Raw genomic sequence first — 23,574 nt, 5'->3', positions numbered from 1 at the left:
TGCCTGGCTCTCCCCGAAAGAAAAACTTGCTGCTTTCTTTGAATCTCTCGCTGTACAAGATGTTTGACAAACCTACATTTTCTTAATACTGTCCGTTCAGATTTCACCTATTCAACTAGAACCTTGTTTGAAAAATCATAAACATCGTCTTTTTCCCCATTAGTCAACCAAGTCCTAGTTTCAACAAATCATTCAGACTGAATGAAGCATAACATCAACAATCTGAAAGAAATTGAACCATATCCACTTATAAAATTTTTTCACTGAGATGACAGAACCTAAATCCAGCACGTCTGCCAATTCCGCCATACCCGCATTTACAAAATCTTATCGGAATATAGAGTTCTTCTGTAAATTTACGCTACTCATTATAACGAACCTTTCCTTAAATTGCAAGTCTTTTCCATGGAGATATTGACTTTCTATGTGGTTTTCACTATAATAATAAAGCTATACACTTTATTATGTGCTTACATAATTTGTGTATCATTGCGATAAGAAAACTGAAAATAGATGTTGTTTTTCAATCGGGGTGTAGCGCAGTTGGTAGCGCGCCTGCTTTGGGTGCGTGAGGCCGGAGTTCGAGCCGCACTTCCCCCAAATCCTGGAAAGCTCTGGGACGCTAAGGCGGACGGAGTTTTGCCCCTTGCCGGGAACTGGTCAAAAACCGGCGTTGACCCCATATTTGACCACAGTTGGAAAATTCCATATCCGGGTGTAGCGCAGTTGGTAGCGCGCTTGCTTTGGGAGAATACGCCCGGGCCACCCCACAACTTTATATCCGGGTGTAGCGCAGTTGGTAGCGCGCCTGCTTTGGGAGCAGGATGCCGCAGGTTCGAATCCTGTCACTCGGACCATATTAAGGAACAACCTTTAATACAAAAACAGCCTTCCAAATCGGAGGGCTGTTTTTGTATCTATGCCCGGAAAGCCTGATATTGTGGGCTTTCCGGGCTTTTTCTGTTTTCCGGGGACTCGGTGGAACAAGCCGCCATCAGCCCGCTTCCTATTGCGGCGATCACATAATCCCATGGCGGCTCATTTTTGCACACCCTTGTCCGGCCCGTATATGCCAGAAACGAGGAAACGCTAAAAAGTATCCGCTCCCGGACAGCACCACCTCTTTCAATGAGAACAATTTAGCGGGAACCTCGCGGCCCCCGCTTTTTTCTTATTCCCGCTCGAAAGCCTCTCCGCAATCCCCGCAGATTACATTGACCTCCCGCGTTGCCCGGATAATGGTGCCGCAGCAGGGGCAAACATATTTGATGCTGCGGTTAATGGATTTCTTACTCCCGCCCTTGGTGGTGCCTTCCACCGGCAAGCGGCTGGCGTTGATCTTGTCCTCGCCCAAAGTTTTTCTGATCCATGCCTCCGCCTCCGGGGCCAGCGTCGTTGCCGTCCAGCCATACTTGGCGTGCTTCTCGATATGCAGGCCGTGGGCCTCAGCGGTGGCCTTAAATTTCTGGTTGTGGTAATAGCCGTTGTTGCTTACGTCTTGGATGCCATGAACCAGATTGTAGAGATGCGCCATCTCATGCAGGAGCGTGGCTGCCAGCTCGAAGATGGGCCGGTCAAGGTACTCGGCGCAAAGATTGATTTCCCGATACTTCTCGCCGCTGGCGTTCCATATCTCGTTGATACTGCACCAGCCATAAGCCCCGCGCCCTCCGTCCGGCGATACAGTGATGGCCGGGCGGCTCAACTCGCCTTCGTAAAAATGCTCGTTGAACAGGTCGAACATTTCCTCGGTTTTTCTTACGATTTCAGATATTTGCAGCATGGTTGCGTCCTCCTTAAAGATATGTTTTATTTCTGTGAGTGACAGCTTACACACCACCGGTCAAAAAGCAAGCTCTAAAGGTCTTAAAACATATCTTTTTCACTGAGGATAGGAAAAGCCCCGCCAAAGCGGGGCTAATCAAAACAGCAAATTAGGATTTATCGCATACAGGCATTGACAAATTTCATAGGTACGTCCATGCGTTCTGCTACTTGTTCTGGTGTCATTCCACTGTTTAAGAAACGCTTGCATACTATTTTCATGTTCTCGCCAACTTCGATAATATGTTTATCTGGGTCATAGAAACGAACAACACGCTGTCCCCATGAATGTTCTACAATAGGGTGGACATATTCAACATCACATTTTTTCAGCTTATCCGCAAATTCATCAAAATTATCTTCTTCAAAGTAAATTTCAAAGTTATTGCCACCAAAAGAAATATCGCTTTTTCCAATAAAGTCTTTATATGTTTCAACTGTCTGCAAAGCCAAACCGCCTGTTAAAGTCTTATTTGCTCCAAAATCCATAATCACATGAAGCCCGAAAACCTTTTTATAAAACTCAACTGATTTGTCTATATCTGTTACTACCAGCATAGGATTTTTCAATTTCATTTTCGCCACCTCCACAAATTCCAATTTGAATATCAGTAAATTATGACCTCTCAACAGAGGTTACAGTGTTTTAATAAAATCCTCCAAAAGCCTTGAAAACAAAGGATTTATCGCAATGTGTCTGCCTTATCTCTTTATACGGTTACACACAAGTTTACTCTTTCCCTCATTGCTCATAAGGGCAAATACAAGGGCAAGAAAATCTCATAACAAGATATAACAAAGTGTGGCAATCGGAGAACTGTGATGTATGTGCGAATATATTATAACGGAGGATTTTTCAATGGACAAGTACATTTACGATGATAAAAATGGTCTGTGGTATGAACTGCAAGGAGATTATTATATCCCATGTCTTATCTTACCAGCCGAAAAAGAACAGCCTATTGGTTTGTGGGGACAGCGGCACTTGCGGTATCTGAAAGAATACCGCCGAGCCACCTACATAACCTTGTTCACAAGCGGCAGACTGAACAATTACCTTGCTGACATCGACAGGCAGGCGCAGGAACGCATGGAAAGGCTCACAGAGCAGATGAAACGGGTGCAGGGTATTACGGAGCAGTTAAAGGCGGAAAACGCTTTGGAATGGACACAGAGAATGAATAACATACGGGCGTGTGCAAAGGAGATTGTGGAAAAAGAAATCATCTTTGCATAAGAAGACAGCGGTAGGATTTAGTTTTCCTACCGCTGTTTCACTTAAATCAAAAAAATATATTGACATTTTTCTATGTGTTGCATATAATAACACATAGACATTTATCTATAGGAGGTGATTGAGAGAGATGGATGAAAAAAGAATTGCGGCAATTTTCAAAGCGTTTTGTGATGAAAACCGCATTAGGATTATAAAACTGCTGCGTTCAGGTGAAAAATGTGCTTGCAAGTTGCTAGAAGAAATCAATGTCACGCAGCCTACGCTTTCCCACCATATGAAAATTCTTTGTGACGCTGAAATAGTTGTCGGGCGCAAAGAGGGAAAATGGACACACTATTCTATTTCAGAAAAAGGTGTGGAGCAGGCAAAAGAATGTTTGCGGCAGTTGACAACACTTGATGTTGAAAGCGAAAACAAGTCGTGCTGTGAAAAGTGAGGAAGTTTATTGATTGCTTTTCCGCACGGCTTATATTCGGGACGATAAATCGACATATTTCAATATAACTATATGAAAGGGGCTTTTTATGGAGACACTAAAAACAATTTGGGACTTTTTTCAAAATGAAGTCCTTGGTATGAACTGGCTGAATCGCCTCATTGAAACATTTTTGAACGCTTGCGGTTTAGATACCACGGGCAAAATAGGAGGAAGTGTTCAGTTTTTCATCTATGATACTGTAAAAATTATGGTACTGCTCGGCGTTTTGATTTTGATTATCTCGTATATTCAAAGTTATTTCCCGCCCGAAAGAGCTAAAAAGATACTCGGCAGATTTCACGGAATATGGGCGAATATCATCGCCGCTCTGCTCGGTACGGTAACACCGTTTTGCTCGTGTTCTTCCATTCCGTTGTTTATCGGGTTTACAAGCGCAGGTTTGCCGCTTGGCGTTACATTCTCCTTTTTGATTTCTTCGCCGATGGTTGACCTCGGAAGCCTTGTCTTACTGATGAGTATTTTCGGCTGGAAAGTTGCTGTTTTATATGTAATATTCGGTTTGGTAATCGCTGTGGCTGGCGGAACGCTAATTGAAAAGTTGCACCTCGATAATCAAGTGGAAGAATATATCCGAAACGGTCACTCGATTGATGTTCCGCAGGAGGAACTGCATTTCAAAGACCGTATGAAATTTGCGTGGGAACAGGTTGTTGAAACCGCTAAAAAGGTTGCTCCTTATGTTCTGATCGGCGTGGGCATTGGTGCTTTCATTCACAACTGGATTCCTGAAGAATTTATTGTCAAAGCACTTGGCGAAAATAATCCGTTTGGCGTAATTATTGCCACAATAGTCGGTATTCCGATGTATGCGGATATTTTCGGTACAATCCCGATTGCGGAGGCTCTGCTGGCGAAAGGCGCTTTGCTCGGCGTTGTCCTTTCCTTTATGATGGGCGTTACAACGCTCTCGCTCCCCTCGATGATTATGCTTCGTAAGGCGGTCAAACCGAAACTGCTTGGTATTTTCATTGGAATATGTGCTGCTGGTATTATTATTGTAGGCTATCTTTTCAACGCAATACAATATTTAATTGTTTAATTTTAGGAGGTTATTATTATGGCATTATTTAACTTTGGAAAGAAAAAGGAAGAAGAAAAGAAAACACCTGCTTGCGCTTGTAGCTGCGGTTGTGCTGCCAGCGAAGCAGAAAGCATTACAAACGATTGCTGTCCTGATTTGAAAGAGGGAGAAATCTGCTGTATCAAAGTGTTGGCAGGTTGTAAATCCTGTCACGAACAATTTGAATACACAAAGCAGGCAGTAAAGGATATGGGACTTTCCGTAGAGGTCGAATACATTACCGATATGCAGAAAGTAATGGAATACGGTGTTATGAGTATGCCTGCCCTTGTTGTCAACGAAAAGGTTGTTGCTATGGGTAAGGTTTTGAAAGCTGCTGATGTGGTTGCTCTGCTGCACAAGCTGGGGTTTTAACGATGGATAAGAAAAAGGTAGCCTTTATTTGTGTGCATAACTCCTGCCGCAGTCAGATTGCAGAAGCACTTGGAAAACATTTGGCGGGAGATAAGTTTGATTTCTATTCTGCCGGAACAGAAACAAAATCACAAATCAATCAGGACGCTGTGCGGCTTATGAAACAGCTTTATGGGATAGATATGGAGCAAAGCCAGTATAGCAAGACGATTGATAAAATCCCTACGCCCGATATTGCGATTTCAATGGGGTGTGATGTCGGTTGTCCCTATATCGGTAGAGCGTTTGATGATAATTGGGGACTTCCCGATCCGACGGGCAAAAGTGATGAATGTTTTATACAGGTCATTGAGAGAATATCTCAAAAAATAAAAGACTTGAAATTAGAAAAGTAACATGAAAGCCACAGAATGGATATATTGCCCTATCTGCGGCAATAAAACTCGCACAATGATACGGGAAGATACAGAATTAAGAAACTTCCCTCTCTACTGTCCGAAGTGCAAAAAGGAAACAAGCATCAATGCTCAGGATATGAAAGTCACGCTTGCAGAACACAAATAAGATTTTTATGTATGCCGCCGCATGGGTGATACCATAGCGGCGGTTTTTCGTGCCTATCGGCTGTCTCTGTCAAAGGATTTCTTTCTCTGTCTCGGCTGGTTTCTCTGCTTACCCTCCGCCTGAAGCTGACGCAGGCGTTTCAGCACGCTCTCTCGTTCAGGCGGCTTTGCCTGCTCTTTTTTGGCGGGTTTCTGTTTTTCCCTGACCTGTTGCTCCCATGCGGCAAGGTCACGATTGAACTGCTCCACAACAGCCTCCGCCTTACGGTAGGTTGCCATGTACGCCTGCACATCGGGATAACCGTCCTCTTTCAGAACATCGGGCAGTTTATCCAGCTTTTCAGCGATTTCCTTTTCTGTCCGCTGTATCTGCTCTGTGAGCGCCTTGCGCTCCTTACCCTTGAAAATCCCTTTTGTATCGGCAAGCTGTTGTTTCAGCTTCGGAAGTACCGTATCCTGCAAATGCCGGATTTCTTTCGCCTTATCCTGCGCCTTTATCATCAGCTTTTGCATGGTACGGAACTCTGCCATATCTATTTCAAGGACAGGCTTCGGCGGCATATCGTGTTCACGGATTAAGTTTTGCAGGAAGTCCTTAGCCTTGTTTACGATACTGCGGAACAGACCCGGCAGCCAGCCCTTGCTTTTGATAGACTGGCTCGCCTTTTCGTGTATCTCTGTCTGCTTGACTTCTAAAATCTTTGCTTCGGAGATACCTGATAATAACGCCATATCCGCTGTCCTGTTCCATTCCTGCCTTGCGGCATTATCGGCTTTGATTTCGTCCTCTTTGGGATTATTTTTGCCGATTTTCTTGGCCGGAAGATAGACGCTGTTTTTATCAAATACCTTTAAGTGCTGCTCAGGATCGGAGATATGGCAGTTAATAAGTTCTGTATACACTTCCTTTATCTCTCGGAGAAAAGGCTCTCCCTTAAAGCGTGTATCTTTGGTAGTAAACAGATGGCTTTCGTATACCTCGCCTTTTTTGATGACGGTACAGCCTTTCCGTATCTGCCCGTCCTCCCCCGTGATTTCCTTTTTGGTGCGGACACGCTTTCCAGTCTCGTCAAAGAACACGCTGCGGGAAGCAACCTTTACATCAGGTTCGGGGAGCAACCTCCTCTCGCTGAAAATCAGATGGATATGATAATTTGTCTTGCGCTTGTTGTGGTGGAGGGCGGACACGCACTCCACACCGTACCGCCTGCGGAACTCCTCTGTAAAGTCCGTGAGTACCTGCTGCGGCTCGTATTGCGTATAGATTTCGGGCAAGGCGATAATCAGTTCCCTTGCTTCGATACATTTGCCCTCTGTGCCGCTGCGCTGAAACTCCTGCTGGCTTTCCCTTGCAAGGTTGCTCCAAAAGGTGCTGTCGGCGGTGCGGTAGGTGGCATAGAGATTTTCCTGCCTTGCATGGCTTGTAATATACGATATTCGCCCTTTGACATTGGGCAGTTTTGACATCTGGATAAAACTGTGTCTCGGCATACATCATCTCCGTTTTCTGTTGTCAAGGTGCGTCCTTTTTTTGCAACCGTTTACGGTTGTGGCTGTCGCTGCGGCAGCGGTGACAGCCCCGTATCATACGCCGCAGGCGGTTGATACGGAAGCCCCCTGCAAGGGCGAAATACCCGGAGTACAAATCGAAGATTTGTGCGAGGGGTGTATTTCGCTCTCAAACGCCGAGGGCTTAGGGTTACTTTCCGAAAAGAGAATGGATGGTCATTCCACTCTGCGGACATCATCGGGCTTCAGAAGATTTCTTCCCTGATTGACCGTCAGAAACCGTTCCAGCGTGTCCCTGCGGATAATGGTCTTGCGCCCCACTTTGAGGACGGGCAGCTTTCCCCATTCCACCAGCTTCCGCATGGTGTTCCTGCCGATACCCGTACATTCTGCGGCTTCCTCTATGGTAAGTCCCATTTTGACTGCGCTCATTCTATCAACCTCCTTTTAGAATACTCATTTTGCAACTACTGTTTTATCATTATACTTATTCTGCCATCTCTTGTCAACCTATTTTGCAACCATTCATAGTTTATTTACAACTTTCATTGAGATAAAGGTTGCAAAATAAGTATCGGCGTGTTATACTGATACCAGTCAGGAGGTGAACACCTTGAAAAAAGAAACCACATTCACCGCAAAACAGGTCGGTAGGAGGATTAAGGAACGCCGCACAGAGTTAAACATTACCATGCCGGAACTTGGCAGGCGTGTAGGCGTGAACAAATCCACCATTCAGCGGTATGAAGCGGACGGAGTTGATCCGAAGCGCACAATGGTTATCAACGGTCTTGCGGAAGCGTTGCTCACAACTCCCGAATGGCTGACAGGTCTTTCCGATGATAAGGAATATGACACCTATACTCTTTGCCAGCGGGATATTGAGGAACACATCAGGAAATATCTGGACACAGTTTCCTATACAGTAAAGGGCGAGCCGCACCAGCAGCTTCTCACGACATTTCTCGGCAAGATGGTTGACCTGTATACGGTTATGACCTGCTACTTTGCTGATGCTATGGAGGAAGTTGACCGTGTGGCGGAGGACAAAGGGCTGAAAGAGTCTCTTGGACGGTACGCCATAGAGTCCGGGGCAATCATGGAACAGGTATACCGCAAGAAGATGGAAGTACCGATTGAGGATATGAAACGGTTTTTAGACGGGATTTTACATATCCACGATGAGGGGCGCACAAGAATGTCGATGGGCGCACTTTTCGGGATAGTGGAGGAAGCCGAAGAAAGGCTTTCCGAAAAAGAAAATTCCGTGGCACCTTGACAAGTAAAGACGCCAGTTGACTTTCACTGGCGGAAGTGACACAATTACTTTACGCACACCATATGTCACAGTCCCGATTGCCACGGATAGAAAGGAGTTTTTTATCTATGGCAAAAGGTTCTGTAAGAAAGAAAGGCAAAAAGTGGTACGGACGCTTTTATATTGAAGATGAAAGCGGCAGAAAAGTGCAGAAAGAGTTTGCAGGCACAGAGAGCAAGGCGGAAACAGAAGCCATGCTCCGCAAAGCGATAGCGGACTATGAGGAAAAGCAGTTTGTCGGGAAAGCGGAAAACATCACGGTAGGCGATATGCTGGATATGTGGGTAGAGGAAGAACTGAAACCCGGCAACTTAAGCAACGGGACGGTCATGTCCTATCAGGGAACGGTCAACCGTATCAAGCAATATCCCATTGGCAAACGCAAGCTGAAAACCGTGACCGCCGACCATTTGCAGGCGTTCATTGATTTTCTGAGCTACGGTGGGACAAACCCGGACGGGACAACTTCAAAGCCCATGAGCAAAGGATATATGCTCCTGTTCTCGGCGGTGTTGCAAAATTCCTTCCGCTTTGCGGTTTTCCCGAAAAAACTGATTACCTTTAACCCTATGCAGTATGTGAAGCTGAGGGGCAGGAAGCAGGAAACGGATATTTTCTCGGACAGTGAGGAAGATACTTCCAGTATTCCTACTATCACCCATGAACAGTTCCAAAAGCTGGAGGAATTTCTCAAGGCAAAAGATAATCCCGCCTTGCTGCCTGTGCAGATAGCGTACTACACGGGGCTTCGTATCGGGGAAGTATGCGGCTTGACTTGGCAGGATATTAACCTTGAGGAACAATATCTCACGGTACGCCGAAGCATGCGCTATAACGGAACAAGGCACACAACCGAAGTGGGAACGACAAAACGGAGCAAAGTCCGCACCGTTGATTTCTGCGACACGCTGGCGGCAATCCTGCGGGCGGCGAGAACAGAACAGCGCAAAAACCGTTTCCGCTACGGGGAGTTTTATCACCTGAACTACTACAAAGAAGTAAAGGAAAAAGGGCGCACCTATTATGAGGTTTACAGCCTGCAAAGGACAGAGGAAGTCCCGGAGGATTACAAGGAAATCTCCTTTGTCTGCCTGAGAGCAGACGGGGCGTATGAAGCGCCGAGTACGGTAGGGATTATGTGCAGGGCGGCAAAGAAGAAAGTGAAAGGGCTTGAAGATTTCCATTTCCACACGCTCCGTCACACCTACACAAGCAATCTGCTTTCCGGCGGCGCAAAGCCGAAAGATGTGCAGGAACTTCTCGGACACTCCGATGTCAGTACCACAATGAACATCTACGCTCACTCTACAAGGGAAGCGAAGCGCACTTCCGCAAGGCTGCTGGATAAGGTGGTCGGCGGGGAATAAAAAGTTGCCCTTGTTTCGGCTCGTAAGGGCAAAAACAAGGGCAAACAGATAAGGTTTGAATGAAAAACAGGCGTGAAGCCTTGAAAAATCAATGGTTTTTGAGGATTAGATAGGCAAATTCCAATTTGTTTTTCTGATTATAGCATATCGAGCTACAAAAGGGAAGCATGTTATAACTCAAGAAAGACCCCGCCGAAGCGGGGCCTTCTCGTTTTACTCTGCAGCAATGAAGCCTTGTTCTTTCAGGCTTTCGATCAGCGCCGGATTTTCCGGGCCAGTCAATGTTCCTTCTCTGTCGATATTGTAGCTTCCTACTGCGAAAGCGTATGTCGGCGCTCTCAGATATTCCGGCTTTGCTCCAATGAAGTCGCCTACTGCTGCCACCAGCTCCTTGCGCCGTACACCTGTCACATTGTAGGCGGCCTCAATGCCTCCCGGACTGCTTTCTTCTGCGGTAGGTTCACCGGGATTTTTTACCGGGGTTTCAATCTCCTGCGGGCTTTCTTCCAGCGCGGCCTCTATTTCTGGCTCGGCAGTCTCCACGGCCATAACCTCTGTACTTTCCTGTGCGGCGGCTTTGGCTGCGGCCTTCGCCGCCCGGCTTACTCTGGTGCGGGCCTCCGGGAATACCTCCGGCAGTGCGCCTTCCTCATAGTGGATTTCAAAGGTGATCTTCCCGTCCATGTGTACGTTGAAGTGGAAGTCAGTCATTTCCACTTCTTTCAGCTCGTCCGGTAGCTCGATGTTCTTGTACCGCTTGACCTCCTCGCCGTTTACCATAAGGCAAACCGGAACCGCGTCCCTCAGTTTCGCTGTGATTTTCCCTGTTTTCATTATCATTTCCACCTTTCATGTTTGTGTTTGGGCTTGTGCCTTGTGTGAGTCACAGCTTACACACCACGGGTGGAAAAGCAAGGCTTTTTATAAATTTCAAGTAAACTTTTCATGTAATTGCTCAAAGTAAAAAATATAAATACCGCACGAATGTATCTTGACAAAGTGGACGTTTGATGATATGATGGAAACATACCAAACGAATGATAATTAGGGAGGTGATATAAAGATGGCAAGGAATAAATATCCTGAAATAACTGTTGAAAAAATACTTGAAGTATCACAGCGGTTATTTATGGAAAAAGGGTATGATAATACAACCATCCAAGACATTGTAAATGAACTTGGTGGGTTGACTAAAGGTGCTATTTATCATCATTTCAAGTCGAAAGAAGAAATAATGGATGCTCTGGGCGAGAAAATGTTTTTCGATAATAACCCTTTTACTCTTGTCAAAGAACGTAAAGATCTGAATGGTTTACAAAAAATGCGTGAGGTTATTAAAATCAATTATGAAGATACAGAGAGGGCCGAATTAAGCAAACGTACCCTTCCCGTATTAAAGAATCCACGTATTTTAGCGGGAATGATTGATACGGACAGACGCTTACTTGCTCCACTATGGCAAACGCTAATTGAGGAGGGGCAAGCTGATGGATCTATAAATACAGAATATGCAAAAGAATTGTCTGAACTTATTCCGCTATTGAGTGATTTATGGCTGACTCCAACAACATATCCGGCTTGCGAAAAAGAAATAATGAATAGGTTTAACTGTATGAGCGCTATTTTGGATGCGATGGGAATACCGTTATTCAATAGTGAACTCAAAGAGCTTGTTGAACATCGTGTCGAAGAACTTTTGAAATAGATATAAAAGTGCCTTGCAAAAGGTACTTTTATATAAAGCAATTACATTCGTTCGTCAGGTATTATTTTTAGGTTTTTAATACCTATCAAAGGAGGCGCTTTTATGACAGAGGAAAGATTTGAAAATGCAATGGAACACTTTGGAAATGCAGTTGAAACAGTCGTTGAAGGTGCAGCAACGGTCGTTGACAAATCTATGGATTTCATGTGGGGATTTCGTCCAGTACGGTTAGTGGGAAGAACACTTACCTTTTTAACAGGTGCGGGGCTTATGGCGAGCTCTGTACCATTGGAAGAAAAGGGGTATCATAAGACGGCAAAAGCTTGCTTAATCGGTGGAGGTGTTGTTATTGCGGCACAGATTATAGAAATAGCCGTACTAAGAAGAAAATGAAGTGAATGAGGAGGTTCTATTATGCGTAGACTGTGGTTTTGGATGAAATTTGTAGCAGTCGCTGGTACAACTGCGGTGGCAATTCTTGAAATATTGTCAATCAACCGAAAATACACCAGCTCAAATAGTAGTTTTTACAAAACTACGCCTAATGAAATGGGAGAGAAAAATGACTGAAGAAAAAATTGAAATTGCAATGGAACGTATGGGTGACGCTATCGAGAAAACTGTTGACGGAGCGGCTAACAAAGCATGGCGACATCGTCCGGTTCGCGTGATTGCAAAAACAATATCTTTTTTAACTGGTGCCGGGCTTATTGCAAGTACCATACCACTTACCGAAAACGGAAATACTACAGCCGCCAAAATATGTTTGATAAGTGGTTGTATTGTTATTGTTGCCGGAATTGCTGAATTGATCTTTATTAAACGAAAGTAATTTGGTTGTGAAAACAAGCCTATTACCTACCGCAACAAAATGGGCCAGTCTGCCTTGTGCGGATTGGCCCATAGTGGATTTCAAAGGTGATCTTCCCGTTCATGTGTACGTTGAAATGGAAGTCGGTCATTTCCGTCTTTCATTTTTGTGCTTGTGCCTTGTGTGAGTCACAGCTTACACACCACGGGTGGAAAATCAAGGCTTTTTTGCTTTCTCTTCAAACTATATTTTGATTATTTCCTTTCCGCCGCTCTTGACATTCTAACAGTTGTTAGGTATAATTTACCTAACAACTGTTAGATAAGGGAGGAGATTAGATGAACGACACAAAGCAACGCATATTAGATGTTTCTTTAGACTTGTTTTCTCGAAGTGGTTTTTCGGCGGTATCAATCAGAGACATTTGCGGACAGGTGCAAATCAAAGAAAGCTCTATCTACTATTACTTTAAAAATAAGCAGGCTATTTTTGACGAACTGCTTTGCTTGTTTGAGGAAAAAGCAAGAGATATGATGTCTCAATTAGATGCAGCACTTGCAGAGCAAACTTTTTCTGCAACGGAAAACTTCTATCAAACTGTGTGTGATACCTTTTTTAATAGATATTTAATGGATAACTTCTGTAACAAGGTAATACGTTTGATCTTAATAGAGCAATTCAGAAACAGCGCCGTTCAGAAAGTATATGACCGTTGGATGTTTACTGAACCGCTTTCTTTTCAAAGCAAGGTGTTTTCTGTTCTAATTCAGATGGGTGTTATCCAGGGTAAAGACAGCGACTATTTGGCGGTGAAGTATTATGCGCCAATCCAATTCTTTGCTCAAAGGTGGCTGTTTAGCGGAACACTGACCGAAGAGCGTAAAAGTGCTTTTCGCACAAGTGCTTATCAGTATATTCAAAGATTTTTCAACGAGATAGGGGTGGCATAATGGCAAATATTATCATTACAGGTGCAAATCAAGGAATCGGCTACTACTTTACAGAGCAGGCGCTCAAAGATGGAAACAGGGTTGCCGTATTGGATATAGAAACAGATCATTTGAAAGACTTAGCCCAAGTGTTTCCAAAGCAGCTTTTGTGCTGTAAAGCAGATGTGTGTGATGATATACAGATAGATACCGCTGTAAAAGAAATCGTTGCAGTCTTTTCCTCCATAGATATTGCAATCCATAATGCCTGCCTTTGTACCTTTGCTAATGAGAACGATACAGAACTTAATATGTATGAAAGAGTTTTCAATGTGAATTATTATGGCGGACTGCGTTTGGCTAAACGTGTTCTGCCATATATGCAGGAGCAAAAAAGGGGCAAAATTATTTTTACAAGCTCCGGAGTAGGAGTGACCGGCTTTATCGGAATATCGCCTTACGCTTCTACCAAAGGTGCTTTAGAATCGTTGGCGAAATGTCTAAATATTGAATATGCTTCTGACGGAATATCTTTTCATATTATCCACCCACCATTAACCCGAACAAAATCGGCTTCTCCTCTTCCAGTACCGAATGAATTCATGGCTGATCCTCAAAAAGTCGGATATGGCATTGCGAAACATATTTTTTCTAAGAGATTTATTATATGTCATAGTTTTGGTCAAAAACTTCAGACTCTTCTCTGTTATTTATGCCCGATTAAAATGGGAAAACTGATGTCGAAGATGGCTGCAAGATATATGAACAGTCAAAAGGACTTATAATTGCAGGCATAACTTATTTAGCACAAATTCAAGTTGGCAAACAGAAAACATAAATATATCTAATGTTTAAAGCAAGGCGGGCCTTCTACCTGCCAAAATGAGCTAATCTGCCTTGCTTGGATTGGCCCATTACAAAAGGCTTGCTTTTTCCTTCAAAATCCGCTACACTGTCAACCCTACACTTTAACACCAGACTTATAAAGTGTGGTATAACAGAATGGGAGGTGTATAGGATGAAGCAGTATAAAACCATCGACATTGCCAGACGGATTGGCATCCATGTGAATACCGTCCGGCTCTATGAAAAATGCGCTCTTATCCCTAAGCCGGAACGCTTACCAAATGGATACAGAGTGTTTACCGATCTTCATATAGAGCAATTTAAGCTGGCGCGTGCGGCACTTCGGGTAGAGGTACTTCAAAATGGACTCAGAAAGCAGGCGGTGAATATCATAAAGGTTTCTGCTGCCGGAAATTATGGAGAAGCTGCCGCATTGACCCGCCGCTATATCCAGCAAGTGGATCAGGAACGAAAAAATGCGGAGGAAGCAATTCAGATTACCCGGAAAATACTTGCTGGATTGGATGGAAAAGAACATACAGGTATTTACTTCACGCGAAAAGAAGCTGCGGATTTTCTCGGTGTTACCATAGACACGCTGCGGAACTGGGAATTGAATGGCCTGTTCACAATCAAGCGCAGAGAGAACGGTTATCGTGTCTATTCGGAGAAGGATATACAACGCTTGAAGATCATCCGTTCCCTTCGCTGCGCGAATTACTCGCTGGCAGCCATTTTACGGATGCTGCGGGCGATCAACGATGATCCCGCCGCAAATATCCGTACAGTCATTGATACGCCGAATGAGGATGACGATATTATTAAGGCGTGCGACAAGCTGCTTACCTCTCTGTCCGAGGCCCGGAAAAATGCGGTCTATGTGGCCGGACAAATTGAAAAAATGCAGAAAATGACAAAATAAAAGCCTACATTGACCCACCATACCACCGAACCATGCTAACCTTTATACATCAAAATAGGAGGTATAAAGGCATGGATGAAACCATCAAAGTAACCGGTTTGAGTAAATCTTACGCCGGAAACAAAGTAATCAGTAACATTGAGCTTTCGATTGGAACAGGTCAAGTGTTCGGCCTGCTCGGAGCGAATGGCGCGGGCAAAACTACCACGATAGAGTGTATCTTAGGCACTCGGAAGGCAGATGCGGGATCTGTTTCTATTTTAGGATTGAATCCTCGAAAAGACAGAAAACAACTCTTTGAGCAGGTTGGCGTGCAATTTCAGGAAGCCAGCTACTCGGACAAAATTAAAGTTTGGGAGCTGTGCGAAGAAACCGCCTGCCTTTACCGGAAAGCTGCAAATTACGAGGAGCTTTTGAGGCAATTTGGTCTGTGGGAAAAACGAGACGCTTTCGTAAATGAATTGTCCGGTGGGCAAAAACAGAGGCTATTCATCGTTTTAGCACTCCTGCCTGATCCGAGGGTCGTCTTTCTGGACGAGCTTACAACGGGCCTTGATACGAAAGCACGCAGGAGTGTTTGGAAAAGTCTGGACGCACTGAAACAAAAGGGTCTGACCATCTTTCTTTCCTCACATTTTATGGACGAGGTGGAAGTCCTGTGCGATACAATCGCCATTTTGAAGGACGGAAATTTCATTTTCACAGGAACCGTTCAGGAGGCAATTCACCAAAGCCCATATGATAATTTGGAAGAAGCCTATTTGTGGTTTACCGGAGAGGAGGAAACGGACGATGAATAAATATGTCACAATGCTGAAAACAGAAATCAAGCTGTCTTTTCGAGGTATGGATATGGTGATCTTCGCACTTTGCCTGCCGGTCGTGATGGTGGTACTGCTCGGCATCATTTATGGAAATCAGCCCGCTTTCGAGGGAGCAAGCTATTCCTTTTTGGAGCAATCCTTTGGAGCAATTTCCACGATTGCAATCTGCGCCGGTGGCGTTATGGGCCTCCCGTTGGTGATTTCTGACTATCGGCAGAAGAAAATACTGAAACGATATAAGGTAACGCCAACCAGCCCCATCCTGCTGCTAACAGTACAGGTTTCTATTTACGCCATTTACTCGCTGCTTTCTTTGATATTGGTCTATTTGGTAGGAAGTCTGTTCTTCGGCGTGCGGTTGCCCGGTTCCGTGGGAATCTTTCTGGCCTCTTATCTTCTGGTGATGCTTTCCACATTCAGCATTGGAATGATGGTGGGCGGAGTCGCTCCGAACATGAAGGTCGCGAGTATTGTTGCCAGCGTTTTGTATTTTCCCATGTTGATCTTCTCCGGGGCCACTCTCCCATACGAGGTGATGCCGACAGCATTGCAGAGGATTTCAGATATTCTACCGCTAACACAGGGGATCAAATTGCTGAAAGCGGCTTCTCTGGGATTACCGATAGAAGTTGCTTGGCTCCCTCTGGTTGTCATGGTGGCTCTGATTATTATCTGCGGAGGAATTGCGGTGAAATTCTTCAAGTGGGAATAAAGAAGTAATAATACAAAAGAACTTTTTATTACAGCAAGGCGGGCCAATTACCTGCCAAAATGGGCCAGTCTGCCTTGTGCGGATTGGCCTCATTATGAAAGGCTTGCTTTTTCATAAAAGTCCAGTACACTGTCAATCTGACACAAAGCATTTCATACTCTTTCCATATTGCTTTGGTATGATGGAGCGAGGAGGTGTAAAAATGGCTGTTTTATTGATTGTGGAAGACGATACCGCCACCAACGAGGCAATCTGCGAATACATGAGCTCCGCAGGACATACCACCTTGTCTGCCTTCGATGGAGAGCAGGGCTTGCAGATCGCAAGGGAAAAATCCATTGATTTAGTGGTTCTGGACATTATGCTCCCGAAACGAACCGGTTTGGAGGTATTAAAAGAACTGCGTCAAACGAGCGGCATCCCCGTCTTAATGCTTACCGCCCTTGACGATGAGCCTACTCAGGCGGCCAGCTTTGATGAACAGGCGGACGACTATATCACAAAACCCTTTTCCATGCTTTTGCTGGGGAAACGGGTGACGGCTCTGCTGCGGCGGTGTGGGAAAAGCCCGGAACTGAGCCAAATCCAGATAGGCGATATTACGGTGGATTTTGGCGGCTACACCGCTTCCGGGCCGGGCGGCCCTATTGACCTGACACCAAAGGAGATCGACCTGCTGAAATTGCTGATAGAGCATAAAGGTCTAGTTCTTACACGGTCGCAGATCTTGGACGAGTTGTGGGGATATGATTACCCCATCATCGACCGAACTATTGATACCTACATCAAAAATTTACGGAAAAAGCTGAGTCTTGACCGGATTGTAACGGTAAAAGGCGTTGGCTACAAGTATGAGGAACACCCATGAGAAACTTAAAGCTCTTTACTAAAATCTTCTTATACACCTTTGGGGTGATGCTATTTGTCACTGTGATGGCCCATGTCTTTCTCTACGTGCTTGCGCCGCAAATGACCGTAAGCACCAACCGTTTTGTGGAAGGGGCCATTATTGAGAGTGATGTGAATACTGGTATTTTGATAAAATCCGCTATCGGAAAAGCACTGCCGGTATCCCTGCTTTGCTGCGCCATCATTTCCGCCGGGTGTTCCCTGTTGTTTTCCAGAGCCATGACGAGGCCAATCAAGCAGATTGCGGAAACAACGGAAAAGATGGAAAAACTGGATAAGGCTGCAACCTGCGTGGTGCATACGAAGGACGAGATTGGCGAATTGGCCGCCCGCGTAAATAAGCTGTATGCCAGCCTGCTTTCCACCATTGAAAAGCTGGAAGAAGAAAAGCAAAACGTCCGTGAGGCGGAACGGTCAAAAATTGATTTCCTGCGGGCCGCCTCCCATGAACTGAAAACACCGGTGACTGCTCTTAACGCGATTTTGGAAAACATGATCTTAGGCATTGGAAAATACAAAGACCGGGATCGCTGTCTGTTGGAATGTAAGGAGATTACCGGGCAGCTCTCCTCTATGATTAAAGAAATTTTGGATACCTCCCGGCTGGATTTTACACAGGAGAAACAGGACGCCCAAACCTTTGACCTGTCGGAGCGCCTTCCGGCGATCTGCGAGCCTTATCAGTTGATTGCGAAGGCAAAAGAAATCGACTTTACTTTCAGCATACAGGGAAAGTGCCCTGTCCATACGTCGAAGAAAAGCCTTGAAAAAATCCTGTCCAATCTGCTCTCCAACGCGGTTGCTTACACAAAGCCGGGATGCAAGATCACCGTTATATTGAACGCCCAGCAGATAAAAATAGAAAACGAGTGTATGCCCATCCCGCCGGATAAGCTGGCCCATATATTTGAGCCGTTCTACCGCCCGGATTTTGCCAGAGGCAGAAAAGATGGAGGGAATGGGCTGGGGTTATATATTGTAGATACGCTTTCAAAGGCCCTTGGGCTGCCCTATCAATTTGAGGCGACCAAAAACCCGCCGGGAATGTGCTTTACCCTTTATCTCTCATAAAGCGATTGCTTTTTATCCGTTTCATACTGGTTCCATATTGGGGTGCTATGCTGTCAGCGTTGCAACACTTATCCCATATGAAACGGAGGTCATTCTATGAACTTTATGAATCGAGCGTGGCTGTACATCGTCCGCAAGAGGGGCAAGAGTATCATGGCGCTTGACCGGGCCATTCGAGGCGGCGGGGATACCGGCGCTTCTATCTACGATGAAAGGGGGCTTTTGTTGCTATGAGTGTTTTCAGCCGTTTTTTCCATTCACGGGATAAGCCGGAGGAACTGCGCCGGGCGCAGGATACCTTGGGCGGCAGCCGCTTTTCCTTTTTCTTTGGCGGCTCCACCAGTGGCAAGCCGGTGAATGAGCGCACCGCGCTGCAAATGACAGCCGTGTATTCCTGCGTCCGTATTCTCTCCGAGGCGGTGGCGGGCCTTCCGCTCCATGTGTACCGCTACGGTGAAAACGGGAGCAAGGTAAAGGCCCTCGATCATCCTCTCTACCGGCTGCTGCACGACGAGCCGAACCCGGAAATGACCTCGTTCAATTTCCGGGAAACCCTGATGGGCCACCTGCTCCTATACGGGAACGCTTACGCGCAGATCATCCGCAATGGCAAGGGCGAGGTGATCGGCCTCTATCCGCTGATGCCCACCAAGATGACCGTTGACCGGGACAGCAAGGGACAGGTTTATTACCTCTATACCCGTGGCTCGGACGATTCCCCGGTGGATGATGAAAACGGGCAGGTTTATCTGCCGCCGGAGCAGGTGCTTCATATTCCCGGCCTCGGCTATGACGGGATCGTGGGCTATTCGCCCATCGCCATGGCAAAGAACGCGGTGGGAATGGCGATTGCCTGCGAGGAATACGGTGCGAAGTTTTTCGCCAACGATGCTGCCCCCGGCGGTGTGCTGGAACATCCCGGCGTACTGAAAAACCCGGATAAGGTGCGGGAAAGCTGGAACAAGCTCTTTCGCGGCAGTGCAAATTCCCATCAAATCGCGGTTTTGGAGGAGGGCCTGAAATATCAGCCCATCGGCATTTCCCCGGAGCAGGCGCAATTTCTGGAAACGAGGAAATTCCAGATCAATGAGATCGCCCGCATTTTCCGGGTGCCTCCCCACATGGTCGGGGATTTGGAAAAATCCAGCTTTTCCAACATCGAGCAGCAGAGCTTGGAATTTGTGAAATATACCCTCGAACCGTGGCTTATGCGCTGGGAACAGAGCATGGCCCGCCGCCTGTTTTCCGACAGCGAGAAGCGGGAGTATTTTATCCGCTTCAATGTGGAGGGCCTGCTGCGAGGCGATTACGCCAGCCGCATGAACGGCTATGCAGTGGCCCGCCAGAATGGCTGGATGAGCGCCAACGACATAAGAGAGCTGGAAAACCTCGACCGTATCCCCGCCGAGGAAGGCGGCGACCTGTATCTGGTAAATGGCTCCATGACGAAGCTCAGTGATGCCGGGGCCTTTGCCGGAGCCGCCGCAACAAATCCAACAGAAACGGAGGAACAGACAAGTGAATAAATTCTGGAATTGGGTGCGGAACTCAGACGAGAGCCGCACCCTTTACCTTAACGGCACCATTGCCGAGGAGAGCTGGTTTGACGATGATATTACCCCTGCCGCCTTCAAGGCGGAGCTTCTGGCCGGTGAGGGCGATATTACCGTCTGGATTAACTCGCCGGGTGGTGACTGCGTGGCCGCTTCTCAGATTTACAGTATGCTCATGGACTACAAGGGCGCTGTAACCGTGAAGATTGACGGGATCGCCGCCAGTGCCGCCAGTGTCATTGCCATGGCAGGAACCACGGTTCTCATGGCTCCCACCGCCCTGATGATGGTGCATAACCCCCTGACGGTGGCGATTGGCGACACCGAGGAAATGCAGAAGGCCATCGCCATGCTGGACGAAGTAAAGGAGTCGATCATCAATGCCTACGAAATCAAAACGGGGCTGTCGAGGGCGCGGCTCTCACACCTCATGGATGCGGAAACATGGCTGTCCGCCCACAAAGCCGTGGAACTTGGCTTTGCGGACGACCTCCTGTTCACCGCGAAGGAAGATCCCGCTCCCGAACCGGAGAGCTATGCGTTCTCGCGGCGAGCGGTGACAAACCGGCTGCTGAACAAGCTGCCCCATACGAAAAACGAACAGAAACAACCTGCCGAGCCGCTGTACCAGCGGCTTAATTTATTGAAATTTTAAGGAGGACTTTACTATGAGCAAGATTTTGGAACTGCGCGAGAAGCGGGCAAAGGCGTGGGAAACGGCGAAGGCTTTTCTGGATGCCAAGCGTGGTGCGGATGGCCTGTTGGCCGCCGAGGATGTGGCGACCTATGAAAAGATGGAGGCCGATGTAGTAAATCTCGGCAAGGAGATTGACCGTCTGGAACGGCAGGCCGCTCTGGATGCGGAGCTTTCTAAGCCGGTCAACACCCCGCTGACTGGCAAGCCTGCGGCTCCTGCCGGTGAGGAAAAGACTGGCCGCGCCTCTGCGGAATACCGACGCTCTTTCTGGAACGCTATGCGCAGCAAGATGCCTTCCCACGAGATTATGAACGCCCTGCAGATCGGTACGGACTCTGAGGGCGGCTATCTGGTGCCGGATGAATTTGAGCGCACTCTGGTGGAGGCATTGGAGGAGCAGAACATTTTCCGCACACTGGCCCATGTGATCCAGACCAGCTCCGGCGATCGCAAAATCCCGGTGGTGGCTTCTAAGGGTACGGCTTCGTGGGTGGACGAGGAAGGGACGATCCCGGAGAGTGACGACGCTTTCTCGCAGGTTTCCATCGGGGCCTACAAGCTGGCAACGCTGGTGAAGGTGTCCGAGGAGCTGCTGAACGACAGCGTTTTCGATTTGGAGGCCTATATTTCTCGTGAGTTTGCTCGCCGTATTGGTAACAAGGAGGAGGAAGCCTTCTTTACCGGCGATGGCACCGGCAAGCCGCTGGGCGTTCTGGCTGCAACGGGCGGCGCGGAAATCGGCGTAACTGCCGCCTCCGCCACCGCATTTACGGCGGACGAGGTGTTCGACCTGTTTTACTCTCTGAAAGCGCCTTACCGCAAGAACGCAGTTTTTCTGATGAACGATTCTTCCGTGAAGGCCCTTAGGAAGCTCAAAGACGGGAACGGCCAGTACCTCTGGCAGCCCTCCCTGACTGCCGGAACCCCGGATATGCTGCTGGGCCGCCCGGTTTATACCTCGGCCTTTATGCCCGCCATGGCAGCCAGTGCAAAATCTATCTTGTTCGGCGACCTGTCCTATTATTGGGTGGCTGATCGGCAGGGACGTTCCTTCCGCCGCCTCGGCGAGCTGTACGCTACCACCGGGCAGGTGGGCTTCCTTGCCTCCCAGCGCGTGGATGGCAAGCTGATCCTTCCCGAAGCCGTGAAGGTATTGCAGCAGAAGGCTGCGTAAGGAGGGCTGACGGATGAGCTACAACGGAAAGAACTATGCAGAACAGGGCGGCGATAAATGGGTGATCGGCGGCACCCTCGAAATCAAAGAGGGTGCCTCTGTCACCGGCCTGCCTGCCGCTGAGGTTCCCCAAGCGGCCAATCAGGCTGACAGTGTGGCGACGGATGTCCCCACTCTGGTTTCTGATTTTAACGGCCTGCTCGCCAAGTTGAAGGCGGCGGGCCTTATGACTGCCGATTGATAAGGAGGTGGCGGCATGGACGAACTGCTCCAAAAAGTCAAAGACAACCTGATCCTTTCCCATGATGAGGACGACGAGCTGCTCCGGGGATATATCCGGGCAGCCGTTTCCTATGCGGAAAGTTACCAGCATATCCCCTCCGGGCATTATGCGGACAATCCCATGCCGCCCACCACAGAACAGGCTGTTATCATGCTGTCCTCCCATTTCTACGAAAGTCGGGATGGTTCCACAGGCGGCTTCTTCGCAGATAATGTACAGGCCGGGCAGCAGGTTTGGAATACGGTGAACCTACTGCTGCGGCTTGACCGGGATTGGCAGGTGTAGCCTATGTCTTACGGGAAAATGCGCACCCCGGTGCAGCTCCTTTCCACCGAGGCGGTAAAGGACGCAGAAGGTTTTGCCACACAGCAGGATAAAGTGCTGGCGGAGGTTCGCGCCTACCATGAAGCCCGCCATGGCAGCGAGCGGTGGGCCAACCGGGCGGCCTTTTCGGAGGCCACCGACCTGTTCCGCTTCCGGGCCATCCCCGGAGTGGAGGTTTCTACCAAGCTATTCCTGCTCTGCGAAGGCTGCCGGTATGACATTACCAGTGTGGAGGATGTAAAGGGGCGCGGGATGTATGTGGAGATTTTAGCGAAAAAGGTGGTGGCGGCAAATGGCTAAGGTACAGATTAAAATGCCGGAGGATTTCCTCTTAAAGCTCTCCCGGCTGGGGAATAAAACCGACGAGATCCTTCCAAAAGTGCTGGAAGCAGGCGGCGAGGTCGTTCTGGAAAAGGTGCGCTCTAACTTGCAGGCGGTCATTGGCCGCGATACCAAAGAGGAGTCCCGCTCTACCGGCGAGCTGGTGTCCGCCCTCGGCGTTTCCCCGGCCAAGATTGACCGGGAAGGCAATTACAACGTGAAGGTGGGTTTTGCCGAACCGCGCTCGGATGGCCGCAGCAACGCCATGATCGCCAACGTGCTGGAATACGGCAAGAGCGGCCAGCCTGCAAAGCCGTTCTTAAAGCCCGCCCGCACTGCTTCCCGCGCCCCTTGTATTGAGGCGATGAAGCGGACGTTTGAGCAGGAGGTGGAGAAAATTTGAGCCTGTTGGAGGATTTGAACACCTGCCTGCTGCCTTTGGGGATACCCATAGAAACCGGCGTTTTCAGCGATACCCCGCCGGACGAATATCTGGTGATTACACCTCTCGGGGACAGTTTTGGCCTCCATGGGGATAACGCCCCACTCTATGACATACAGGAGGCCCGGCTGTCCTATTTCAACAAGGGGAACTACACCAAACAGAAAAATGCGATGATCCGCGCCCTGCTGGGTGCGGATTTTGTTATCACGGATCGCCGGTATATCGGCCATGAGGACGACACCGGCTTTCACCATTACGCCATAGATGTGGCGAAACATTACGGAATGGAGGATTGA

At 47.6% G+C, this 23,574-nt stretch carries 33 protein-coding genes and 1 tRNA gene; 29 read left to right on the top strand and 5 right to left on the bottom strand.

Annotation, left to right across the window (positions count from 1 at the left end; all coding sequences use genetic code 11):
• Window positions 1–781 precede the first annotated feature (781 nt).
• Window positions 782–857, top strand: a tRNA-Pro gene (locus I2G69_RS06975).
• A gap of 314 nt (window positions 858–1,171) precedes the next feature.
• Here I2G69_RS06975 and I2G69_RS06970 read toward each other — a convergent pair.
• Together I2G69_RS06970 and I2G69_RS06965 are read right to left on the bottom strand one after the other, a co-directional pair.
• Window positions 1,172–1,783, bottom strand: a complete 612-nt coding sequence (locus I2G69_RS06970; protein ID WP_087371537.1) for a SprT-like domain-containing protein — start codon at window positions 1,781–1,783, stop codon at window positions 1,172–1,174.
• A 158-nt stretch (window positions 1,784–1,941) separates the two neighbouring features.
• Complete coding sequence (locus I2G69_RS06965) at window positions 1,942–2,400, bottom strand: VOC family protein (protein ID WP_087371540.1); 459 nt, start codon at window positions 2,398–2,400, stop codon at window positions 1,942–1,944.
• Between the two features lie 283 nt (window positions 2,401–2,683).
• On the opposite strand from I2G69_RS06965, the gene I2G69_RS06960 reads away from it, so the two are divergent.
• From I2G69_RS06960 to I2G69_RS06935, 6 genes are all read left to right on the top strand, one after another.
• The gene (locus I2G69_RS06960) at window positions 2,684–3,061 is read left to right on the top strand and encodes a TnpV protein (protein ID WP_002586617.1); all 378 of its coding nucleotides are present in this window, start codon (window positions 2,684–2,686) and stop codon (window positions 3,059–3,061) included.
• A gap of 127 nt (window positions 3,062–3,188) precedes the next feature.
• Complete coding sequence (locus I2G69_RS06955; protein ID WP_002586618.1) at window positions 3,189–3,497, top strand: ArsR/SmtB family transcription factor; 309 nt, start codon at window positions 3,189–3,191, stop codon at window positions 3,495–3,497.
• Window positions 3,498–3,585: 88 nt separating this feature from the next.
• The gene (locus tag I2G69_RS06950) at window positions 3,586–4,599 is read left to right on the top strand and encodes a permease (RefSeq protein WP_138373303.1); all 1,014 of its coding nucleotides are present in this window, start codon (window positions 3,586–3,588) and stop codon (window positions 4,597–4,599) included.
• 18 nt (window positions 4,600–4,617) lie between these two features.
• Window positions 4,618–4,995 (top strand): thioredoxin family protein, encoded by a 378-nt coding sequence (locus I2G69_RS06945; protein ID WP_002586620.1) that lies wholly within the window; start codon window positions 4,618–4,620, stop codon window positions 4,993–4,995.
• Between the two features lie 2 nt (window positions 4,996–4,997).
• Window positions 4,998–5,390: an arsenate reductase ArsC gene (locus I2G69_RS06940; protein ID WP_002586621.1), complete on the top strand. Its 393-nt coding sequence runs from the start codon at window positions 4,998–5,000 to the stop codon at window positions 5,388–5,390.
• Window position 5,391: 1 nt separating this feature from the next.
• On the top strand, window positions 5,392–5,559 hold the full coding sequence (locus I2G69_RS06935; RefSeq protein ID WP_074141147.1) for a cysteine-rich KTR domain-containing protein: 168 nt from the start codon (window positions 5,392–5,394) through the stop codon (window positions 5,557–5,559).
• A 53-nt stretch (window positions 5,560–5,612) separates the two neighbouring features.
• Here the strand turns inward: I2G69_RS06935 and I2G69_RS06930 are convergent, their stop codons facing one another.
• Window positions 5,613–7,049, bottom strand: coding sequence for a MobA/MobL family protein (locus I2G69_RS06930; protein ID WP_002586622.1), 1,437 nt, complete (start codon window positions 7,047–7,049; stop codon window positions 5,613–5,615).
• Between the two features lie 234 nt (window positions 7,050–7,283).
• Window positions 7,284–7,499, bottom strand: a complete 216-nt coding sequence (locus I2G69_RS06925; RefSeq protein WP_002586623.1) for a helix-turn-helix domain-containing protein — start codon at window positions 7,497–7,499, stop codon at window positions 7,284–7,286.
• 172 nt (window positions 7,500–7,671) lie between these two features.
• Between I2G69_RS06925 and I2G69_RS06920 the strand changes: the two genes are divergently transcribed.
• Both I2G69_RS06920 and I2G69_RS06915 read left to right on the top strand, forming a co-directional pair.
• On the top strand, window positions 7,672–8,346 hold the full coding sequence (locus I2G69_RS06920) for a helix-turn-helix domain-containing protein (RefSeq protein ID WP_225363674.1): 675 nt from the start codon (window positions 7,672–7,674) through the stop codon (window positions 8,344–8,346).
• Between the two features lie 107 nt (window positions 8,347–8,453).
• Complete coding sequence (locus I2G69_RS06915) at window positions 8,454–9,752, top strand: tyrosine-type recombinase/integrase (protein WP_002586625.1); 1,299 nt, start codon at window positions 8,454–8,456, stop codon at window positions 9,750–9,752.
• 213 nt (window positions 9,753–9,965) lie between these two features.
• Here the strand turns inward: I2G69_RS06915 and I2G69_RS06910 are convergent, their stop codons facing one another.
• Window positions 9,966–10,586, bottom strand: a complete 621-nt coding sequence (locus tag I2G69_RS06910) for a hypothetical protein (protein WP_087371543.1) — start codon at window positions 10,584–10,586, stop codon at window positions 9,966–9,968.
• Window positions 10,587–10,815: 229 nt separating this feature from the next.
• Between I2G69_RS06910 and I2G69_RS06905 the strand changes: the two genes are divergently transcribed.
• From I2G69_RS06905 to I2G69_RS06810, 20 genes are all read left to right on the top strand, one after another.
• Window positions 10,816–11,457, top strand: coding sequence for a TetR/AcrR family transcriptional regulator (locus I2G69_RS06905; protein WP_087371545.1), 642 nt, complete (start codon window positions 10,816–10,818; stop codon window positions 11,455–11,457).
• 102 nt (window positions 11,458–11,559) lie between these two features.
• Complete coding sequence (locus I2G69_RS06900; protein WP_087371549.1) at window positions 11,560–11,850, top strand: hypothetical protein; 291 nt, start codon at window positions 11,560–11,562, stop codon at window positions 11,848–11,850.
• Between the two features lie 21 nt (window positions 11,851–11,871).
• The gene (locus I2G69_RS06895) at window positions 11,872–12,027 is read left to right on the top strand and encodes a hypothetical protein (protein ID WP_158095800.1); all 156 of its coding nucleotides are present in this window, start codon (window positions 11,872–11,874) and stop codon (window positions 12,025–12,027) included.
• Window positions 12,020–12,289 (top strand): hypothetical protein, encoded by a 270-nt coding sequence (locus I2G69_RS06890; protein ID WP_087371552.1) that lies wholly within the window; start codon window positions 12,020–12,022, stop codon window positions 12,287–12,289. Before I2G69_RS06895 ends, I2G69_RS06890 begins: the two co-directional genes overlap by 8 nt.
• 317 nt (window positions 12,290–12,606) lie before the next feature.
• A complete protein-coding gene (locus tag I2G69_RS06885; protein WP_087371555.1) occupies window positions 12,607–13,218 on the top strand; it encodes a TetR/AcrR family transcriptional regulator in 612 nt (203 codons plus the stop codon).
• Window positions 13,218–13,982, top strand: a complete 765-nt coding sequence (locus I2G69_RS06880) for an SDR family NAD(P)-dependent oxidoreductase (protein WP_087371558.1) — start codon at window positions 13,218–13,220, stop codon at window positions 13,980–13,982. Before I2G69_RS06885 ends, I2G69_RS06880 begins: the two co-directional genes overlap by 1 nt.
• Window positions 13,983–14,215: 233 nt before the next feature.
• The gene (locus I2G69_RS06875) at window positions 14,216–14,965 is read left to right on the top strand and encodes a MerR family transcriptional regulator (RefSeq protein WP_087371561.1); all 750 of its coding nucleotides are present in this window, start codon (window positions 14,216–14,218) and stop codon (window positions 14,963–14,965) included.
• Between the two features lie 71 nt (window positions 14,966–15,036).
• Window positions 15,037–15,765, top strand: a complete 729-nt coding sequence (locus I2G69_RS06870) for an ABC transporter ATP-binding protein (RefSeq protein WP_087371563.1) — start codon at window positions 15,037–15,039, stop codon at window positions 15,763–15,765.
• Window positions 15,758–16,501, top strand: coding sequence for an ABC transporter permease (locus tag I2G69_RS06865; RefSeq protein WP_087371566.1), 744 nt, complete (start codon window positions 15,758–15,760; stop codon window positions 16,499–16,501). The genes I2G69_RS06870 and I2G69_RS06865 overlap by 8 nt, the downstream gene beginning before the upstream one ends.
• A gap of 202 nt (window positions 16,502–16,703) precedes the next feature.
• On the top strand, window positions 16,704–17,369 hold the full coding sequence (locus I2G69_RS06860; RefSeq protein WP_087231315.1) for a response regulator transcription factor: 666 nt from the start codon (window positions 16,704–16,706) through the stop codon (window positions 17,367–17,369).
• Entirely contained in the window at window positions 17,366–18,481 is a 1,116-nt protein-coding gene (locus I2G69_RS06855) for a sensor histidine kinase (protein ID WP_087371569.1), read from the top strand. The genes I2G69_RS06860 and I2G69_RS06855 overlap by 4 nt, the downstream gene beginning before the upstream one ends.
• A 96-nt stretch (window positions 18,482–18,577) precedes the next feature.
• Window positions 18,578–18,715, top strand: coding sequence for a hypothetical protein (locus I2G69_RS14075; protein WP_207740560.1), 138 nt, complete (start codon window positions 18,578–18,580; stop codon window positions 18,713–18,715).
• The gene (locus I2G69_RS06845) at window positions 18,712–20,007 is read left to right on the top strand and encodes a phage portal protein (RefSeq protein WP_195560491.1); all 1,296 of its coding nucleotides are present in this window, start codon (window positions 18,712–18,714) and stop codon (window positions 20,005–20,007) included. Before I2G69_RS14075 ends, I2G69_RS06845 begins: the two co-directional genes overlap by 4 nt.
• The gene (locus I2G69_RS06840) at window positions 20,000–20,689 is read left to right on the top strand and encodes a head maturation protease, ClpP-related (RefSeq protein ID WP_099322066.1); all 690 of its coding nucleotides are present in this window, start codon (window positions 20,000–20,002) and stop codon (window positions 20,687–20,689) included. Before I2G69_RS06845 ends, I2G69_RS06840 begins: the two co-directional genes overlap by 8 nt.
• Before the next feature lie 13 nt (window positions 20,690–20,702).
• Window positions 20,703–21,905: a phage major capsid protein gene (locus I2G69_RS06835; protein WP_195560490.1), complete on the top strand. Its 1,203-nt coding sequence runs from the start codon at window positions 20,703–20,705 to the stop codon at window positions 21,903–21,905.
• Window positions 21,906–21,918: 13 nt separating this feature from the next.
• Complete coding sequence (locus I2G69_RS06830) at window positions 21,919–22,146, top strand: head fiber protein (protein WP_195560489.1); 228 nt, start codon at window positions 21,919–21,921, stop codon at window positions 22,144–22,146.
• A 15-nt stretch (window positions 22,147–22,161) separates the two neighbouring features.
• Complete coding sequence (locus tag I2G69_RS06825; RefSeq protein ID WP_195560488.1) at window positions 22,162–22,473, top strand: head-tail connector protein; 312 nt, start codon at window positions 22,162–22,164, stop codon at window positions 22,471–22,473.
• Window positions 22,474–22,476: 3 nt separating this feature from the next.
• Window positions 22,477–22,812 (top strand): head-tail adaptor protein, encoded by a 336-nt coding sequence (locus I2G69_RS06820; RefSeq protein ID WP_195560487.1) that lies wholly within the window; start codon window positions 22,477–22,479, stop codon window positions 22,810–22,812.
• The gene (locus I2G69_RS06815; RefSeq protein WP_195560486.1) at window positions 22,805–23,236 is read left to right on the top strand and encodes an HK97-gp10 family putative phage morphogenesis protein; all 432 of its coding nucleotides are present in this window, start codon (window positions 22,805–22,807) and stop codon (window positions 23,234–23,236) included. Before I2G69_RS06820 ends, I2G69_RS06815 begins: the two co-directional genes overlap by 8 nt.
• Window positions 23,233–23,574, top strand: a complete 342-nt coding sequence (locus I2G69_RS06810) for a hypothetical protein (protein WP_195560485.1) — start codon at window positions 23,233–23,235, stop codon at window positions 23,572–23,574. Before I2G69_RS06815 ends, I2G69_RS06810 begins: the two co-directional genes overlap by 4 nt.

This window comes from Anaeromassilibacillus sp. D41t1_190614_C2 (genome assembly GCF_015558525.1).
Lineage (GTDB): Bacteria > Bacillota > Clostridia > Oscillospirales > Acutalibacteraceae > Anaeromassilibacillus > Anaeromassilibacillus stercoravium.
Note: the sequence above shows the minus strand (reverse complement) of the source record. Positions and strands in the feature narration are given on the sequence as shown.

Coding starts and splice junctions, on each gene's coding strand:
- I2G69_RS06925 (WP_002586623.1), bottom strand. CDS start 7,499: ATGAGCGCAGTCAAAATGGGACTTACCATAGAGGAAGCCGCAGAATGT.
- I2G69_RS06890 (WP_087371552.1), top strand. CDS start 12,020: ATGACTGAAGAAAAAATTGAAATTGCAATGGAACGTATGGGTGACGCT.
- I2G69_RS06960 (WP_002586617.1), top strand. CDS start 2,684: ATGGACAAGTACATTTACGATGATAAAAATGGTCTGTGGTATGAACTG.
- I2G69_RS06965 (WP_087371540.1), bottom strand. CDS start 2,400: ATGAAATTGAAAAATCCTATGCTGGTAGTAACAGATATAGACAAATCA.
- I2G69_RS06930 (WP_002586622.1), bottom strand. CDS start 7,049: ATGCCGAGACACAGTTTTATCCAGATGTCAAAACTGCCCAATGTCAAA.
- I2G69_RS06820 (WP_195560487.1), top strand. CDS start 22,477: ATGTCTTACGGGAAAATGCGCACCCCGGTGCAGCTCCTTTCCACCGAG.
- I2G69_RS06910 (WP_087371543.1), bottom strand. CDS start 10,586: ATGAAAACAGGGAAAATCACAGCGAAACTGAGGGACGCGGTTCCGGTT.
- I2G69_RS06830 (WP_195560489.1), top strand. CDS start 21,919: ATGAGCTACAACGGAAAGAACTATGCAGAACAGGGCGGCGATAAATGG.
- I2G69_RS06815 (WP_195560486.1), top strand. CDS start 22,805: ATGGCTAAGGTACAGATTAAAATGCCGGAGGATTTCCTCTTAAAGCTC.
- I2G69_RS06825 (WP_195560488.1), top strand. CDS start 22,162: ATGGACGAACTGCTCCAAAAAGTCAAAGACAACCTGATCCTTTCCCAT.
- I2G69_RS06950 (WP_138373303.1), top strand. CDS start 3,586: ATGGAGACACTAAAAACAATTTGGGACTTTTTTCAAAATGAAGTCCTT.
- I2G69_RS06970 (WP_087371537.1), bottom strand. CDS start 1,783: ATGCTGCAAATATCTGAAATCGTAAGAAAAACCGAGGAAATGTTCGAC.
- I2G69_RS06845 (WP_195560491.1), top strand. CDS start 18,712: ATGAGTGTTTTCAGCCGTTTTTTCCATTCACGGGATAAGCCGGAGGAA.
- I2G69_RS06895 (WP_158095800.1), top strand. CDS start 11,872: ATGCGTAGACTGTGGTTTTGGATGAAATTTGTAGCAGTCGCTGGTACA.
- I2G69_RS06905 (WP_087371545.1), top strand. CDS start 10,816: ATGGCAAGGAATAAATATCCTGAAATAACTGTTGAAAAAATACTTGAA.
- I2G69_RS06915 (WP_002586625.1), top strand. CDS start 8,454: ATGGCAAAAGGTTCTGTAAGAAAGAAAGGCAAAAAGTGGTACGGACGC.
- I2G69_RS06860 (WP_087231315.1), top strand. CDS start 16,704: ATGGCTGTTTTATTGATTGTGGAAGACGATACCGCCACCAACGAGGCA.
- I2G69_RS06865 (WP_087371566.1), top strand. CDS start 15,758: ATGAATAAATATGTCACAATGCTGAAAACAGAAATCAAGCTGTCTTTT.
- I2G69_RS06880 (WP_087371558.1), top strand. CDS start 13,218: ATGGCAAATATTATCATTACAGGTGCAAATCAAGGAATCGGCTACTAC.
- I2G69_RS06900 (WP_087371549.1), top strand. CDS start 11,560: ATGACAGAGGAAAGATTTGAAAATGCAATGGAACACTTTGGAAATGCA.
- I2G69_RS06835 (WP_195560490.1), top strand. CDS start 20,703: ATGAGCAAGATTTTGGAACTGCGCGAGAAGCGGGCAAAGGCGTGGGAA.
- I2G69_RS06940 (WP_002586621.1), top strand. CDS start 4,998: ATGGATAAGAAAAAGGTAGCCTTTATTTGTGTGCATAACTCCTGCCGC.
- I2G69_RS06935 (WP_074141147.1), top strand. CDS start 5,392: ATGAAAGCCACAGAATGGATATATTGCCCTATCTGCGGCAATAAAACT.
- I2G69_RS06885 (WP_087371555.1), top strand. CDS start 12,607: ATGAACGACACAAAGCAACGCATATTAGATGTTTCTTTAGACTTGTTT.
- I2G69_RS06955 (WP_002586618.1), top strand. CDS start 3,189: ATGGATGAAAAAAGAATTGCGGCAATTTTCAAAGCGTTTTGTGATGAA.
- I2G69_RS06855 (WP_087371569.1), top strand. CDS start 17,366: ATGAGAAACTTAAAGCTCTTTACTAAAATCTTCTTATACACCTTTGGG.
- I2G69_RS14075 (WP_207740560.1), top strand. CDS start 18,578: ATGAACTTTATGAATCGAGCGTGGCTGTACATCGTCCGCAAGAGGGGC.
- I2G69_RS06875 (WP_087371561.1), top strand. CDS start 14,216: ATGAAGCAGTATAAAACCATCGACATTGCCAGACGGATTGGCATCCAT.
- I2G69_RS06945 (WP_002586620.1), top strand. CDS start 4,618: ATGGCATTATTTAACTTTGGAAAGAAAAAGGAAGAAGAAAAGAAAACA.
- I2G69_RS06870 (WP_087371563.1), top strand. CDS start 15,037: ATGGATGAAACCATCAAAGTAACCGGTTTGAGTAAATCTTACGCCGGA.